At 58.3% G+C, this 15,781-nt stretch carries 16 protein-coding genes; 10 read left to right on the top strand and 6 right to left on the bottom strand.

What is annotated here, in order from left to right; translation table 11 throughout:
* The first annotated feature begins 258 nt into the window (after positions 1-258).
* From osmF to VJ956_RS12895, 9 genes are all read left to right on the top strand, one after another.
* On the top strand, positions 259-1,134 hold the full coding sequence (gene osmF / locus VJ956_RS12935; RefSeq protein WP_324085457.1) for a glycine betaine ABC transporter substrate-binding protein OsmF: 876 nt from the start codon (positions 259-261) through the stop codon (positions 1,132-1,134).
* A gap of 2 nt (positions 1,135-1,136) precedes the next feature.
* Positions 1,137-2,324, top strand: a complete 1,188-nt coding sequence (locus VJ956_RS12930) for an ABC transporter permease (protein WP_324085456.1) — start codon at positions 1,137-1,139, stop codon at positions 2,322-2,324.
* Between the two features lie 21 nt (positions 2,325-2,345).
* A complete protein-coding gene (locus VJ956_RS12925; RefSeq protein ID WP_324085455.1) occupies positions 2,346-3,293 on the top strand; it encodes an ABC transporter ATP-binding protein in 948 nt (315 codons plus the stop codon).
* Complete coding sequence (locus VJ956_RS12920) at positions 3,293-4,057, top strand: ABC transporter permease (protein WP_324085454.1); 765 nt, start codon at positions 3,293-3,295, stop codon at positions 4,055-4,057. Before VJ956_RS12925 ends, VJ956_RS12920 begins: the two co-directional genes overlap by 1 nt.
* A gap of 153 nt (positions 4,058-4,210) precedes the next feature.
* A complete protein-coding gene (gene dld, locus VJ956_RS12915) occupies positions 4,211-5,962 on the top strand; it encodes a D-lactate dehydrogenase (protein ID WP_324085453.1) in 1,752 nt (583 codons plus the stop codon).
* An 81-nt stretch (positions 5,963-6,043) separates the two neighbouring features.
* Positions 6,044-7,177 (top strand): hypothetical protein, encoded by a 1,134-nt coding sequence (locus tag VJ956_RS12910; RefSeq protein WP_324085452.1) that lies wholly within the window; start codon positions 6,044-6,046, stop codon positions 7,175-7,177.
* 23 nt (positions 7,178-7,200) lie between these two features.
* Positions 7,201-8,412, top strand: a complete 1,212-nt coding sequence (locus VJ956_RS12905) for a hypothetical protein (protein ID WP_324085451.1) — start codon at positions 7,201-7,203, stop codon at positions 8,410-8,412.
* Positions 8,413-8,565: 153 nt separating this feature from the next.
* Positions 8,566-8,973, top strand: coding sequence for a GFA family protein (locus tag VJ956_RS12900; RefSeq protein ID WP_324085450.1), 408 nt, complete (start codon positions 8,566-8,568; stop codon positions 8,971-8,973).
* Between the two features lie 52 nt (positions 8,974-9,025).
* A complete protein-coding gene (locus VJ956_RS12895; protein ID WP_324085449.1) occupies positions 9,026-9,316 on the top strand; it encodes a YkgJ family cysteine cluster protein in 291 nt (96 codons plus the stop codon).
* Between the two features lie 12 nt (positions 9,317-9,328).
* On the opposite strand, the gene VJ956_RS12890 is transcribed toward VJ956_RS12895, so the two are convergent.
* The 6 genes from VJ956_RS12890 to VJ956_RS12865 form a co-directional block, all read right to left on the bottom strand.
* Entirely contained in the window at positions 9,329-10,501 is a 1,173-nt protein-coding gene (locus VJ956_RS12890; RefSeq protein ID WP_324085448.1) for an NAD(P)/FAD-dependent oxidoreductase, read from the bottom strand.
* 5 nt (positions 10,502-10,506) lie between these two features.
* Complete coding sequence (locus tag VJ956_RS12885) at positions 10,507-11,208, bottom strand: methyltransferase domain-containing protein (protein WP_324085447.1); 702 nt, start codon at positions 11,206-11,208, stop codon at positions 10,507-10,509.
* A gap of 4 nt (positions 11,209-11,212) precedes the next feature.
* Positions 11,213-12,316, bottom strand: coding sequence for a type III polyketide synthase (locus VJ956_RS12880; RefSeq protein ID WP_324085446.1), 1,104 nt, complete (start codon positions 12,314-12,316; stop codon positions 11,213-11,215).
* A 102-nt stretch (positions 12,317-12,418) separates the two neighbouring features.
* Positions 12,419-13,495 carry a TauD/TfdA dioxygenase family protein gene (locus VJ956_RS12875; protein ID WP_324085445.1) on the bottom strand — a complete coding sequence of 359 codons (1,077 nt, stop codon included), beginning with the start codon at positions 13,493-13,495 and terminating at the stop codon, positions 12,419-12,421.
* A 73-nt stretch (positions 13,496-13,568) separates the two neighbouring features.
* Positions 13,569-15,155 (bottom strand): gamma-glutamyltransferase family protein, encoded by a 1,587-nt coding sequence (locus VJ956_RS12870; protein ID WP_324085444.1) that lies wholly within the window; start codon positions 15,153-15,155, stop codon positions 13,569-13,571.
* 5 nt (positions 15,156-15,160) lie between these two features.
* On the bottom strand, positions 15,161-15,397 hold the full coding sequence (locus VJ956_RS12865; protein ID WP_324085443.1) for a hypothetical protein: 237 nt from the start codon (positions 15,395-15,397) through the stop codon (positions 15,161-15,163).
* A gap of 150 nt (positions 15,398-15,547) precedes the next feature.
* Here VJ956_RS12865 and VJ956_RS12860 point away from each other — a divergent pair, with 150 nt between their 5' ends.
* Positions 15,548-15,769: a hypothetical protein gene (locus VJ956_RS12860; protein ID WP_324085442.1), complete on the top strand. Its 222-nt coding sequence runs from the start codon at positions 15,548-15,550 to the stop codon at positions 15,767-15,769.
* Positions 15,770-15,781: the final 12 nt, after the last annotated feature.

The following is a 15,781-nucleotide window of genomic DNA, read 5'->3' as shown; positions in this document are numbered from 1 at the left end:
TGCCAGCGGTCGACGCGGTGCTGGACTCGATCAGGGCAATCTGATCTGCAATCCCGTCGCCCGGTTCTTGTCCGGCAGCCATGGGATTTCCAATACAAATTCGCCTTGCCTTCGTAAATCAGTCCCATAGACTGAATAGTAGCTGTCCAGAGCAGGAACACAGGCGTGTTCGGCAGCCCTTTTATTGAGCCGTGACAACAAATGGGAGGAATCGTTGTGGCCCCCAGCTCCATTTTTCGCCAGATAGCAGCAGCTATCATGTTAATCGTCTCGGGTCCGGCAATGGCCGCTGACCCGGTTGTGGTGTCCTCCAAGATTGATACCGAAGGCTCTGTCCTCGGGCAGATGGTGTTGCAGTCACTCCAGGGAGCCGACATTCCGGTTGAGAACCGCCTGCAGTTGGGCGGTACCAGCATCGTGCGCAATGCGATCAAGGCTGGCGAAATAGATATCTACCCGGAATATACCGGCAATGCCGCCTTTTTCCATGATCAGGCCGACCGGGATATCTGGAAAGATGCCGATAAAGCCTATAACCAAGCGGCCCGCCTTGATCGGGAAGCCCACAGCATCGTCTGGCTGAAACCGGCGGAAGCGAACAACACCTGGGCCATGAGCGTGCGCAAGGATCTGGCGCAGGAAAATAGCCTGAACACCCTCGAAGATCTGGCGCAATATATCAATGAAGGCGGCGCGTTCAAATTTGCTGCCAGCGCCGAGTTTGTCGAATCCGCCAGTGCCTTGCCGGCGTTCCAGGAGGCGTACGGCTTCCGGTTGGAGTCTGACCAGCTGCTGATTCTTTCCGGTGGCAACACCGCGGCAACACTCCGCGCCGCCGCCCTGAACAATAATGATGTGAACGGTGCCATGACCTATGGCACCGATGGCGGCCTGAACGCCCTGGATCTGAAGGTGATGGAAGATACCAGGGGTGTCCAGCCGGTCTATCAGCCGGCGCCTATCGTGCGTGCCGAGGTGCTGGATAGCTATCCGGGCATTCGGGAGGCGCTGAATCCGGTGTTCGAGTCGCTGGACCTGGAAACACTCCAGCGTCTCAATGGTCAGGTTGCAGTCAGGGGCGTGCCGGCAGACACTGTCGCCCGGGATTATCTTGATTCCCTGGCCAGAGAATAAGCTTGTCGATTTTCAGCTCCGCTCCTGATCACTCAGCTCCAAACCGTGTCCTGCCAGTGCTGGGGCTGCTTGCCCTTGCGCTGGTCTGGTTTCTGGATCTGGGCGTCATTCAGCCCAATCGCATTGTTCCGGGTACCGGCCACGGTCTGGTTGCGGCCGTTGGCTGGGTTGGCGGGGGCCTGGTCACTTTGATTCTGGTCGGCTGCGTGCTGCTGTCTCTCCTGCCACTGCGCGGGCGCTACTTTCCCATTCTGGTCCTGCTGGGCGTTTCCCTGGCCTTGCTGCCTGTCCTGCTGGAGGTATTTGCCAGCCGCCATCTGCCGGCAGATGCTCCCTATGCGCGATCCGCCATTGGTGCCGGTTTCTGGTGCCTGTTGTTCCTGCTGTCGCTGATGTTAATTGAAGTTCTGGGTCGCCTCCGTACAGGGCGGGGGTTGCAACTCATCATTCTCACGGTAATCTGCGGAAGCTGGGTATGGTTTCTCCGGGGCGACGGCCTGGAAAGTCTGTCTCTGGTCAGGGAATTCAACTCCCGGCCTGCAAAGTTTGAGCAGGCCCTCTGGACTCATCTGGCGCTGGCTTTCGGGGCCGTAACCATCAGCGTCGGACTGGCCTTCGTGCTGGCGCTGAAGATGATTCGCAGCGCTGGCTGGCGTCGGCCCATTCTCGGTACCGTGAGTTTTCTCCAGACCATTCCCAGTCTGGCGGTTTTCGGGTTGCTGATTGCACCGCTCGGTGCTCTGGCCGCCGCATTCCCGATTCTGCAGACGCTTGGCATCGGTGGCATTGGCTGGGCACCGGCACTGCTGGCGCTGGTGGCGTACAGTCTGCTGCCCATGGTGCGCAATACGTTTGTGGCGCTCACCGAAGTTCCGGAAAGCCTGGCCGATGCCGGGCGGGGTATGGGAATGAATGAGAGGCAGCTGTTTTTCAAACTCAAATTGCCGCTCGCATTGCCGGTTATTGTCGAGGGTGTTCGCATCACCGCGATTCAGGCGATCGGCCTGACGGCGGTTGCAGCGCTGATCGGTGCCGGTGGCTTCGGTAGCTTTATTTTCCAGGGTCTGGGGCAGGCGGCAATGGATCTGGTATTGCTCGGCGCCTTGCCCACCATTGCACTCGCTCTGCTGACGGACGCTCTGCTAACGATGCTTGCCGACAGCCTCAAGCCGACACCGGCAACGGCCTGACAGGGGAAAGGATTTGTCCGGATGATAGAACTGAAAAATGTGACCTGTCGCTTTGGTGAAGCCGTTGCCGTGGACCGGATCAACCTGACGGTCGAGACCGGTGAGGTGTGCGTGCTGGTCGGCAGCTCCGGCTGCGGCAAGTCCACCACCCTGCGCATGATCAACCGCCTGTTGCCCCACAGCGCCGGCGAGATTCTGGTGGACGGTGAGGATATTACCGCCATCAACCCGGAGCAGCTGCGGCTGAATATGGGCTATGTCATTCAGGGCACCGGCCTGTTTCCCCACTGGACAGTGGCCCGCAACATCGCCATGGTCCCGCAACTTCTGAAATGGCCCCGGGAGCAGATCGAAGAACGGGTCCATGAGTTGCTGACCCTGCTGGAGCTTGACCCCGCCACCCACGCCGATAAATACCCCCAGCAACTGTCCGGGGGTCAGGCCCAAAGGGTGGGAGTCGCCAGGGCGCTGGCAGCGAACCCAAACATTCTGCTGATGGATGAACCTTTCGGTGCGCTTGATGCGATCACGCGGGAAACGCTGCAACTGGAGATGCTGCGGATCCAGAAAGAGGTCCGGAAAACGACGGTGTTTGTTACCCATGACATCGACGAAGCCCTGAAGCTGGCGACGCGGATTGCCGTTATGGACAAGGGGCGCATCATTCAGTACGACACCCCCGAGAATATCCTGCGGCGACCGGCGTCTGAATTTGTTGAGAATCTGGTGGGCAAGCAGGATCGCGGCCTGAAGCTGATAAGCCTGCGCAGAGTGCGGGATCTGATGCAGCCTTATCCGGATCCCAAGCCCCCGGAGCCCGGAGCCGAGGGTCTCAGGGAAGATGACAGTCTACGTGTTGCCCTGTCTGTCATGCTTTGGCAGGACTGCAACCGGATGCCGGTATTCAACGCCAGTGGCGACGAAACCGGGGTGATCTCCCGTGAGCAAATTATGCAGGAAGGCGGGTAATGCGAATCTGGATGCCCCCGGCCCTGCTGGCCATTGTCCTGTTTGTGCTGAGCGTGGGTATGCCGGCCCTGGAGCCGCTGTTCGAATGGGTACAGCCGGATAAAAGGCAGGTGATCTATGACCGGGATAGCTTCCTGTTCCTGCTGCAGAACCACCTGGTGCTGGTGTTGATTTCCGCCTTTGTCAGTTCGGTTGCTGCGGTTGCCGGCGGTATTTTCGCGACCCGGCCGGCTGGCAGGGATTTCCTGCCGCTGGTCAGCCAGGTGGCGTCCATCGGCCAGACCTTTCCGCCGGTCGCGGTGCTGGCACTGGCGGTGCCGGTTCTCGGCTTCGGTGAGGCACCCATTCTTGTTGCGTTGACTCTTTATGGCCTGTTGCCCATCCTGCGCAATACCCTGGCGGGCCTTGAGGGCGTTGATCAAACCGTGAGGCAGGCAGCGCTGGGTATGGGCATGTCGCCGGTGCAGGTGTTGTTGCGGGTGGAGCTGCCGCTGGCTGGCAAGGTGATTCTCGCAGGGATCAGGACCTCGGTAACCATCAACATTGCCACCGCGGCCATCGGTTCAACCATCGGCGCCCGCACCCTGGGTGATCCGGTGATCGCCGGGCTGGTCAACGGCAACACGGCCTATGTGCTGCAGGGAGCAATTCTGATCGGCTTGCTGGCGCTAACGGTGGACAGCCTGTTCGAGGCCATTGAGCGGGTCTGGGACCATCGGTTTTTGCCTCAGACAGAGCCATCGAATCTCGAACTCAGGGGATAAATTTTCGGGATTTCCTTGGGCATTGCGGCTCTGGATATGTGGTTAGAGAAAGGAGCTAATGGAGCGCTTAATTTCCAACTGCCGAAGATGATTGAGCTATACACGCAATCAACTATATTTAAGGCTGCAAGCCATCTAACTGGTGCGGAGCCAATGCCGAAGCCCGTGGCACTGCGGGCACGGCAGATTTCACTTTTACCAGGGGAGAACACCGCAGTGGCAGATGCCGAAGTATTGAGTGAGTTGAAAAGTATTGTCGGGTCGCGTTATGTCCTTACCGGTGAGCGCGCGACAGAACGCTTTCGCAAGGGCTACCGCTCCGGCGAGGGCGCCGCCCTTGCCGTGGTACGTCCGGGCACGCTGCTTGAACTGTGGCGTGTGCTTGATGCCTGCGTTAACGCCGACAAAATAATTATTGTGCAGGCGGCCAATACCGGCCTGACCGAGGGTTCGACGCCGAAAGGTCAGTACGACCGCGATGCAGTGATCATCAACACCATGCGGATAGCCACGGTTCACACCGTCAATGATGGGCAACAGGTGGTTGGCCTGGCCGGGGCCACACTTTTTCAGCTCGAGAAGCTGCTGGCACCGCTGGGAAGGCAACCGCACTCGGTCATCGGCTCATCCTGTATTGGCGCGTCTGTCATCGGCGGTGTGTGCAATAATTCCGGCGGTTCACTGGTCGAGCGCGGGCCATCCTACACGGAGCTCGCGCTTTTTGCGCAGGTTACTGATGACGGACGGCTGGAGCTCGTCAACCACCTGGGGCTCGATCTCGGATCAACGCCTGAAGAAATACTGACGCGCCTGGAAGCTGGCGATTTCTCTTTCAATGCCGCCGACGCCGGTAAACGCAAGGCGTCAGACACCGACTATGCCACCCGCGTGCGTGACGTGGATGCCGACACGCCGGCCCGTTTCAACGCTGATACCAGACGGCTTTTCGAGGCCTCGGGCTGTGCCGGCAAACTCGCGGTATTTGCGGTTGTGCTTGATACCTATCCGCTGAATGCAGTCGAACAGACTTTCTATATCGGCACCAACGACACCAGCGATCTGACCGAGCTGCGCCGCAACATTCTGTCAGGGTTCGAAACGCTGCCTGTCAGTGCCGAGTACATGCACCGTGACTGTTTTGATATATCCGATCGCTACGGCAAGGATACCGTTGTGCTGATTGACAAGCTGGGCACAGCGCGACTGCCGTTCTTCTTTGCTGTCAAGGGCGCCGTTGATGCCCATCTGAACAAGTGGCGTCTGACCCGCGGTTTTACCGACAAGTTCATGCAGGTTTTTGCCCGGGTCTGGCCCGATATCCTGCCAGGGCGAATGCGCGGCTTTCGTGACCGCTATGAACACCACCTGATCCTCAAGATGCACGACGGCGGTATCAAGGAAGCGGAGCAGGCCCTGGAGCGACTGTTTCAGGACCGCGAGGGTGAGTATTTCACCTGTGATAACCGGGAGGCCAGGATCGCCGGTCTGCACCGCTTTGCTGCCGCCGGTGCGGCAGTGCGTTACCAGGCGCTGCACGAGCGTGAGGTTGAGGAAATACTGGCGCTGGACATCGCACTCAGGCGCAATGACGGGGACTGGTTCGAAGTGCTGCCAGACGAGGTTGAGTCCCAGCTTGTGCACAAGCTCTATTATGGCCATTTCATGTGCCATGTCCTGCATCAGGATTATATTGTCAGGAAGGGCGCCGATGTAGCAGTGCTGAAGAAGGCAATGCTCGAACTGCTCGACGCCCGGGGCGCGGAATATCCGGCGGAGCACAATGTCGGGCATCTCTACCATGCGAAGCCGGGGCTGGCCGCGCATTATTGCGCCTGCGATCCGACCAATACCTTTAATCCCGGCATCGGCAAGACCTCGCGCAAACGGCATTACGCAGAGACGTGACAGCCCGGGACAGATGTTTTGTCAGACGCCTGCAACCAGTGCCTGTGCATCGGGGTTCAATCACGCTAAGGAGGGTTCGTCATGGCAAAGCATCATCTGCTCTGTGTTCATGGGATAGGCAAGCATCCTGACGACTGGGTACATCAAGAAAAAATCGAGAACGACAGGACATTTGCGCAGCTGTTCAGGGAGCAGTTCGCTGTCATGTTTCCAGAAAGGCAGTTCGAGGATTATTTCGAGCTCCATAGCATTGCCTATGATCCTGAAATCGAGAAGATTCTTGATCAGTGGCAAACCACACTTGCAACTCTGACCACGGATTTATCCCATATCGGAGACCTTCCGAAATCCGTTGACTGGTATAAACAGTACGCGAAAAAGTCGAAAGAGCTGCGTGAGAGTGATGACCCGATTGCCACTCACGCGATCGATCTGCTGTTCTATCGGTCCTCGGTCACCCTCAGGACGCGTCTGGTGGAGCATGTTGCCAACAAGCTGATCCAGAAAGTCAAAGAGATCCGGGAAGCTAACCGCTGGGATCATATTTCCGTGCTGGGCCATTCCATGGGCACGGCGATGCTCAACGATGCGCTGTCCATCATCTTCAATCATAGCGTCCGGGTCAGGTTCCTGAATTTAACGGAGCACGAAATTGAGGACACCCTGAGGGGCAATTTCAAGTTCCATTCCATTATCCAGGTGGCCAACTGCAGCTTTACCCTGAGGCATGTCAAGGCCAGAGACTTCTATATTGGCGCCCCGGGGCCGGGGAACAGCAATCAGGATGAGTGTCATTTCTTTATCAATATCAACAACGACTATGATCCCGTAGGAAAAATCGCTCCCTTCAATCCGGAGTCAACAAACTGGGTCGAGCAGGACGACAATACCCGAAAGCGGATCAGGGACCTCAGGCTTGACAAGATCACGTCAAGATACATTCACTCCATCAATCACTATTTCCGGGATCCCGAGGTCGTCGAAAACGTCTTTTCCACGCTGATTTACGGGACAACCCTGAAACCTGACCAGCAGAGCCTGAAAAAGTACCGCGAGAACTGGGAGAAGCTTACGCTCAGTGGCGCCGCGAAAGAACTTGTGGACAAGCTGAAAGCGACCGACTACTCGAGCATGGACTCGATTGATGCGCTTATCGACGCCATCAGGGATCAGGGCAAGCTTCTGCGGAGCTTCCGGGGTGACTTTACTATCTGAATGACATACAGGAGGTTCATCCCATGTTTCACTTTCCCGCATCCGCACCAGTCATAAGGTCTGTATTTACCAGTGGAATTCTCTGTATCGGGCTTTTTTTGTTGATGTCCCGGGCCACTGCTGCAGACTGCGACAGCAGCACTATAACCGAGGACAATCTGGCTGCCTCCATAACGAACTATGGTGAAAACTGTAAAGCTGACGCGGATATCCTCAAGGGTATGTTTGCCGCCTACCAGCAGGAAGTAAAAGCAGACCTCTCGGAAAACGAGAAGGAAAACGCATATATCGTTTATGGCGAAACAGTCAGGGCTGTGGCCAGCAAAATCGGGACTCTGCGTTCATCGTACGACGGTTATCCGCCCCTGGAAAAATCCCTGGCTTCGCTTAATGAGAGAGTCGAACTCGCACTCAAAGAGCTTGGCGAGCGTACCCTTGATAACAGCAGAGCCTTCAAAGAGGGTTGCTGGGTCAGTTTTGCCCAGTTCTTTCTGGATGAATGCAAAACCGAGGCATCGGAACTGGACCCGGGTTCGCCGGATTATGTGGCGGCTCTTCCCCAGCAGAATCTGCCAGAGGACCTGTCCCTGGCCTGTGCCGAAGAGCGTGAAGCCGGGCAGGGTGGATGCCCCCAGACCCTGAGTCTTGCCCGCGAACTGTTGCCGGAAATCCTGATCATGCAGCAGGCATCCACTGTTTACACTGATGAATTCCTTGGGGACCTTGCCAAGGATTCGAAGAAGTATGAAAGCGATTGGAACCAGTTCCTGTACCAGTCAAAAACCCAGCTTCCTCTGGATATCTGGCTTCAGGACAGAATTGGAATGAACGGTGAGTACTATGGCAAAGGCTTCGCCGGACCACCTGACAGGCAATATTTTCTGCTCCACCCGACGGTGGCATTCGAGAATGTGAATGACGCCCGGGATGGTAACAGAACAAAAGCCAGTCTCCTGGTTGAAGTGCTGGGCGTGAACTTCTGGCGGCAAGAGGACCAACTGGATCTGGGATTCACCAGACTGACCGGGGCCGGACTTATTGCCACCTACAGCGACCGGGCAGGCACCGAAGAGTGGGGATATGGCGGACAACTTACCTTCAGTAGCGCCTACAGTGTGGGGGTTACTGATCGTGACGGGGATATCGGTATTACTCTGAGCGTCAATATCGCAGAACTCTGGAAAGACAAGATCGAACCGGAATGGGACAGATACAAGGACGGCTGGAAACCCTAGTGTCGGCGCAAACGGAGACAGATCCAGTTGCTGTCATGCGTCCGGTTTCACGTTATTCAGGGTCTGAACCCTGCAGTCATGTGACCCGCCAATGGAATAGAGATACCATGCGCACCTAGATCCAGATGCAGGAACAGAACCCCGGAGACCGTTATGAAATTTCCAATCGCAGGTTCGTGTCAATGTGGGGGAGTAAGATATCAGCTGTTGTCGGCGCCGCTGATGGTCCTTGCCTGCCATTGCAAGGAGTGTCAGAAACTCTCTACCAGTGCCTTCAGTATAACCGCTGTTGTAGAGGCAGACGCAGTCGAGTTTCAGGGCGAGATGAAGCAATGGAGCAGAACCGCCGAGAGCGGTAACGTGAGCGCTGCGAAGTTCTGCCCGACCTGCGGCAACCGGATGTATCATTTCAACCCCGATGACCCGGGGAAAATCAAGCTGAAGCCTGCCAACCTGTCTGATACCAGCATTATTGAACCGACCGCACATATCTGGGTCAGCGAGAAGCAGGACTGGTATTCGATACCGGATGATGTCGACGTTTATGACCGGCAGCCGTGACACGGTGAGCCGCGCGGGGTCACACTGGTCCCTTTCTGATCCGGGTATATTCATGACCATAGCTGTTGAAAATATAACCGACACCGGGGTTTCCTGCGCAAATTGCCGCGCCTGTTGCTGTCAGCTGGAGGTGATGATTATTTCTGACACCGGGGTCCCGGAGCGGCATATTGCTTATGACCGCTGGGGCGGTCAAACCATGTTGCGTCTGGCAGACGGGTGGTGCTCCGCTCTGGATCGGGACACCTTCCTGTGCACCATTTACGAGAACCGCCCGTGGATCTGTCGGGAATTTGAAATGGGCTCCCACGAATGCCGTGAACAGAGAACCGGGGCCATGTGAGCCGTCTGGCTGTCACGGCATTAGTTGCATGACCTGCCTCACGGCAGCGTGAGGTACCCTGGTCTGGCGGGCGGCGAGGCGAAGACTGCGGGGCATCAATCCGGTCCAGCCCATCAGCAGCCGCCGGCCGGGCGGCCAGCGGCTGGCACGATAGAGCAGGCCTGTGCGCCAGATCTGGCTGGCAATATCGTGACGAATCCGGCGGTGATAATGGCCTGCATCCAGGCCATGGAGGTAATGGCTGGCAGCCAGTAAGCCGCTGTGGAGTGCAATACCCATCCCGTCCCCTGAAAACGAAGAAATCACCCCGACCTGATCACCCAACCGATAGATGTTGCCCGGTTTATCGGCTGGCGGGTCATACACAAAACCATAAGGCACGCGGAAAATGGACAGCGGCTGTGGCAGCAGGGGTATCGCACCAGCCAGGCGCCGCTGGAGGTGTGGACAGGTCCGCAACAGTTCTTCCAGCAGGTCGGGCCAGTTACCGCCGCAGGCCTTCAGCCAACTGCGGTCAGCCAACAGGCAGAGGTTGACCCGGCCATCCTCGACCCGTTGCAGTCCGGCATAGCCATGAGCAAACAGGATCAGTTCGACATGATGGGCGAGGGCACGGAGCTGCGCGCTATCGACTTCGAAATGCATCTTGAAGCCGACCAGGTCTTCGGGAGGGGTTTCCGGATTACGCCGCAATTCGCGCAGATCATGCTTGCCCGTGGCCAGAAACAGTGTGTCGGCACTGACGGTTCCTGCGCTCTGAACCTCAAGATCAACAGACCCGTCGATTTCAGAAACTCCAGCGCGCTGGCCACGCCAGAGAGAGGCGCCACTCTGAGATGCATGATCCAGCAGGGCCTCGTCAAGACGGTAGCGTGACAGCCCCAGGCCGCTGAACGGCAGGGCCGTCGCCACGATTTTCCTGCCGTGGACGAGCCGCAGATGGGAGATCGGGTGACCACCGAGTGCATCCAGATTCAGGCCAAGTCGCCTGAGGTAGCCGTGTGTTTCAGCGCTGAGAAATTCGCCGCAGATTTTGTGGGTGGCCGCAGCCTCACGCTCCAGCAGCAATACCTCGCGACCTGCCTTCGCCAGGACACAGGCGGCCCCGGCCCCTGCCAGACCACCGCCCAGAACGACCACTTCCGCTGTCGTCGGTAACATTTTCGCGGGAGCGGTGGTTTGCATGGGCTTTATTTCAGCCGTCCGACACACAGACGGAACGGCATATGCCAGCGGATATCCGCCAGCAGGCCCGCTTGCGTCAGCAGAGCCTGCCAGTCGGCACGACGGAAACTGCGGGCAACAGAGACGGCGCCGTCGTGACGGACGATAGGGTGCCAGTGTGCCAGCCGGGCCAGCAGTGAATAGCCATAATAAGCCAGGGGATGACGGTGCAGGTCGGCCACAAACCAGCCATAGCGCGCATGGCGCTCCATCCATTGCAGAAAGCTAACGACCTGACTGTCGCTGAGGTGGTGGGTGAACTGTGAGCTCACGATGAAATCGGGGGACGCTGGCGGTTTAAAATCAAAGACATCACTGGTGTAATAGCTAATATCCATCTCCGGTGGGGTGGCCCGCCGGGCGGCAACGCGGCTGTTCGGGTTCATGTCCACGCCCTGCAGGCTGATCCTGAAATTTCGCCGGGCGGCAAAACGATGAATCAGCCGCAGCAGATCACCCTGGCCGCAGGCGACATCCAGAATGGTAACAGGAGTGCTTGCAGGCAGGCTGCGTATTGCCTGATCCAGCCACTGCAATGTTGCCTGATGAGTCCGGGTTATACGATTGACCGATGTCAGATCGGCCAGACATTGTTGGTAATCGGCGGTGCTGACGTCGTCGTTATCCATCAGCTCTGGCTCGGCGCTGCGCTGTTCCAGCCACCTCATGATATTAGCCCGCCATCTGGAAGCGGAAGGTTTCAGCGACCATGCCGGGGCCAAAAGCCATCGCCAGACCCCGCGCTTTGTGGTGATGGTTACAATGCAGGCGCAGCATGTCCTGCAATACAAACATGACGGTGGCTGAGGACATATTGCCATAGTTGTAGAGAATGCGACGGGAACTGTCCAGATCATCCGCCGTCAGTCCCAGTCCGGTTTCGACCGCGTCAAGCACCGTACGGCCACCAGGATGTATGGCCCACAAGTCATAATCCGTAACCTGCTCGCCGTGTAGTAGCCTGTTAGCGCCGGCCTGGTTCATTTCCTCGCGCAGGGCCTCGCTGATCCGCCGCGGCACCTGACCCGAGAGATGCATATTGAAACCCTGGTCGCCCAGATGCCAGGTAATAAGGTCGCTGCTGTGGGGAATGATGATCGCCAGGAAGTCAAGCAGGGCAATGCCGGCAGGCCGCGCCGTCACCAGTGCCGCACTGGCACCGTCAGCAAATAATGTCAGTGACAACAGCGAATTCAGGTCTGAGGTTTCCTGCAGGTGCAGCGAACACAATTCCAGATTGACAACCAGCACTCTGGCCGCCGGATCCGCATGCACGGCCTGGTAAGCCACCCGCAGGGCGGGGACGGCCGCAGAACAGCCCATAAAGCCAACCAGGGTGCGCTGGACATCGGGTCGCAGACCCAGGTCGGCCGCCAGTTGCAGGTCCAGGCCCGGGGCTGTAAAGCCGGTACATGACGCAACCACCAGATGGGTAATGTCATCCAGCGTGTCTGTCTGGATTTCCCGTTTCAGTGCCGCCACGGCACGTTTCGCCAGGCCCGGGGCTTCCGTTTCGTAAAGTGCCATCCGGGCATGAGTGCCGGGAAACTTGCCACGCCGGTAGAAGCCGCCGGCATCGACGTCCGGTTCCTCGGCCCGTTCGTTGGTACGCATAAAGGAATAGCGGTGGCCAATACCGGAATGCTCGGCCATACGGTCGAAAACCCGGCGAGTGCGCTGGTCGGGGAGCATGCTGCGCAACACTGCATTGATAGGCTTATGGATATCATGCTCAGGGACTGCTGTGCCGATCCCGTTAATGTGGGCTAATGTCATGGCATCCTCGCCTATCGATCGCAACTTACCGCCTGGCGTGAAACCTGAGCCAGTGCGGACTCGCCTGCATGATGGAGCTCTCCCCCCGAGGCAGAGCGCTGATCAGTTCTGCATGGGAATATCGTCTTTCCAGCGGAATCCAATGCCACCAGCCTGCCACACGCCATCCCGGTTGAGTGGGTGAGGCCTGGATATATTGATATATTGCGGCAATCCGAAGTGGGGCGCCAGATTCCGTTTTGACTTGATCGTTACACGATCCATGATCCTCAATCCCTGTTTCTCTGCCGGCATGTGGGCTTCGGGTGCCGCCCTGTGAGCCACTGCCCAATTGTCAATGTAGAGTAAATCGCCGGTGTCGTAATGATAGCGGATGCCGTAGCCCTTCTCGAAGGAGGCATTCATCAGGTCATTGTAATCATTGAAAAGCTGTTTCATCTCCTCTTCGTTCAGCAGACGCAGCTGGTCGGTGTTTGCAGGTCCGGTTTGCAACTGGTCGATAGGCACACCGTCTTCCGGTAGCCGTTCGATGACGCCCCCGGTCATGCCCAGATGCAGCCACACGCTTTTGCGCCCGGAAATGGGGTGGGTGTGAACCACCGGATGGGTCACCCCTGTGGTGGAATTGACAGAGACCAGGCGTTGCCAGAACTCCTGTTTTGCTTTTGGCAGTACATCAAAAGCGGCGCCCTGATGGGCGAAGTGTGTGCCGCCGCCCTGTTCAGGCGCCCGGGCCATGTAATAGGCCGAATGCGAAAAGGTTGCGGCTTCAAAACTGCCATCATTATGCCACTGGGGGCCAACCCCGAGGATTCCATGGCGATTGTCATTGGAGCAGCGAAAGATGTCCCTGTTCATTCCCGGCGTTGCCGGATGCACACCATGGGTGGAATGGATCTCACCCGCGCCCCACCATTTGCTGACGTTGACCAGTTCGTCAGCGGAGAGGCCGGCCTGGTGTTTGAAGACGATGAACCCACGACTCGCCATTTCCTGCTCTAACGCCGCGATGACTGCATCGGGCAGCCCGGCGCGAACGTCAGCACCATAAATCTCGACACCCAGCGGTTGCAGCTCCTTGACGGTCAGACCTGCGCTCTCAAAGAGTAGGATGTTGGCGGGGTCGAGCGGAGGTATGGTGGGTGTGATATCGCTGAATTTGCTGGTTGCTGTTCCCATAGTTAAAACCTGCCTTTATGGGTGATTTATGACCAGCTTAACGCAGTGTGTTTTACTGACAACCCCCAGGACACTAGATCCCGGCGACACACCCGTCGCTGCGCGGATCGGCGCCGCCTTCAATGGTGCCATCCGGCCTTCTTACCAGTGCCCCGGCATGGCCCATGGTGTCGCTGAAAGCTTCGTCAAGGCGTTCGATATCGTGTCCGGCAGCCTGCAACTGGTCGAGCAGGGCTGGATCGAACCGGTTTTCAAATTTCAGGGTTGTGGTAGTGTCCCCCCAGGTCCGGCCCAGCAGCCAGCGGGGCGCGGTCACCGCCTGCTGCAATGGCTGGCCAAACAGGCCATAACGGCTGAACACCATGGCCTGGGTTTGCGGTTGGCCCTCGCCGCCCATGGTGCCGTAGCTCATCACCCGGCCATCATTGAAGTGGGCCAGTGCAGGGTTGAGTGTGTGGTAGGGTTTGCGGCCGGGCGCCAGTGCTCGCAGCGAGCCCGGGTCCAGCGAGAAGCTGATGCCGCGGTTCTGCCAGTTTACGCCGGTGTCCCTGAGGACAACTCCGGAGCCAAACTCCCAGAAGATACTCTGGATGAAGCTGACCGCCCGGCCTTCGGAATCAATACAGCCCATCCACACGGTGTCTCCCGGCTCGGCCGGATGCGGCCATGGCGTGGCCGTGTGTCGGTCTATGCCGGTGGCCAGTTCGGCCAGACGGCCCGGGGTCAGGTAGTGCCACGGCGATTGCGGCAGGTGGTCCGGGTCCGTCACCAGGCGATCCCTGATCCGGAAGGCCTGTTTGGTGGCCTCCACCATGCTGTGAACGTAATCGAACCCTTCTGCTTCAGTGATCCCCAGTCGATCGAAAATCCCCAGTATCATCAGCGAAGCCAGGCCCTGGGTGGGTGGGGGCAGATTGAAGATTGTGGCATTACGAAGCCGTGTCTGCAGGGGAGCGACTCTCAGCGCCTGATAGCTGGCCAGATCCTCCGCCACCAGCGGGCTGCCCAGCCGGGACAGCTCGTCACCCATGGCCTTGCCCAGTTCGCCGCGGTAAAAGTCATCCAGCCCCGCGCGGGCAAGTTGTTCGAAAGTTGCGGCCAGTGCCGGCTGTTTTACCAGTGACCCGGCGGCAAGGACATGGCCACCCGGGACAAAGGTGTCGAGGAATCCGGGGCAATCCGTCATCTCATGAGCTTTTCTGGTGATCAGTTCAGTCAGGCCCGGGGTAACAACCGTTCCGTCCCGGGCCTGCTCAATTGCCGCTGCCAGCAACCGGGACAGTGGCTTCGGCCGGCCCCAGTCCTTTGCCACTTCAAGGGCTTGCTGCCAGCCCGCAATAGTGCCGGCACTGGTCACTGCTGCCAGCGGGCCACGGGCAGGTATCTGCCTGTGGCCCCGGTAGAACCCGGGGCTGGCGGCGGCAGCAGCGCGGCCACAGGCATCAATGGCGACCGGCGCCTTACCCGGCTGATGGATCAGCCAGAAACCGTCACCGCCGATGGAATTCATATGGGGGTAGACCGTTGCGATCGAAGCGGCGGCGGCAACCATGGCCTCGACGGCGTTACCGCCGTCCTTCAGGATATCCCGACCGGCAAGTGCGGCCTGATGATGCGGGGCGACAAACATGCCCCTGGCGGAGTAGGTGGTTTCAAGCATGGCCGTTATTCCCCGGTTTGATCGTGCGCGGGCAGGGACTTGGCTGTGTGTTCCGCCGCCCGCCTGTTGTCCCGGGCGGTAAGTCCCCAACCGACGGCGGTAAGAAGAATCAGTCCGGTGATGATTGGTGAAACTTCCCCCAGGGTGAAAACTGCGCCAATAACTGACGCCACGGCAGCTATAGCCGACAGTTTCCAGGAGTAACCACTGGTTCCGGACTGTTTCGGGGGTACTTCTGCCATAACAAAATCCTCGTGAGCCAGCCTTCACAGTAGCAGGAGTTGGCGCGTTTTCCTGGTTTCGACTCGGGTTGTGCTACGCTATGGGATAATTTTGCCCTTGCTGTTCGCGGCTGCCAGCCGGTGCGCTAGGCAGCCGGATTAAATAGCGCCATGACTCCGCAAGAACTGGAAATCCTGCTGGACACCATTCCTGACGCCCGCGACGGCTTGACCCGCACGGAGCGCATCATTCTGTTTGTGCTGCAACAGACCCAGCGGGAGCTGAACGGTCGTAATGTACCGACGGTGATGCTTTATGGGCGGGTAGTGGAATACGTCAACATCAGCGAGGCAGAGCTTCACGGCTACCTTGATCGGTTGGGTGTGCGCTGACGGGGATGCTGA

The sequence above is a fragment of the Marinobacter sp. genome, from assembly GCF_035268745.1.
GTDB lineage: Bacteria > Pseudomonadota > Gammaproteobacteria > Pseudomonadales > Oleiphilaceae > Marinobacter.
Note: the sequence above shows the minus strand (reverse complement) of the source record. Positions and strands in the feature narration are given on the sequence as shown.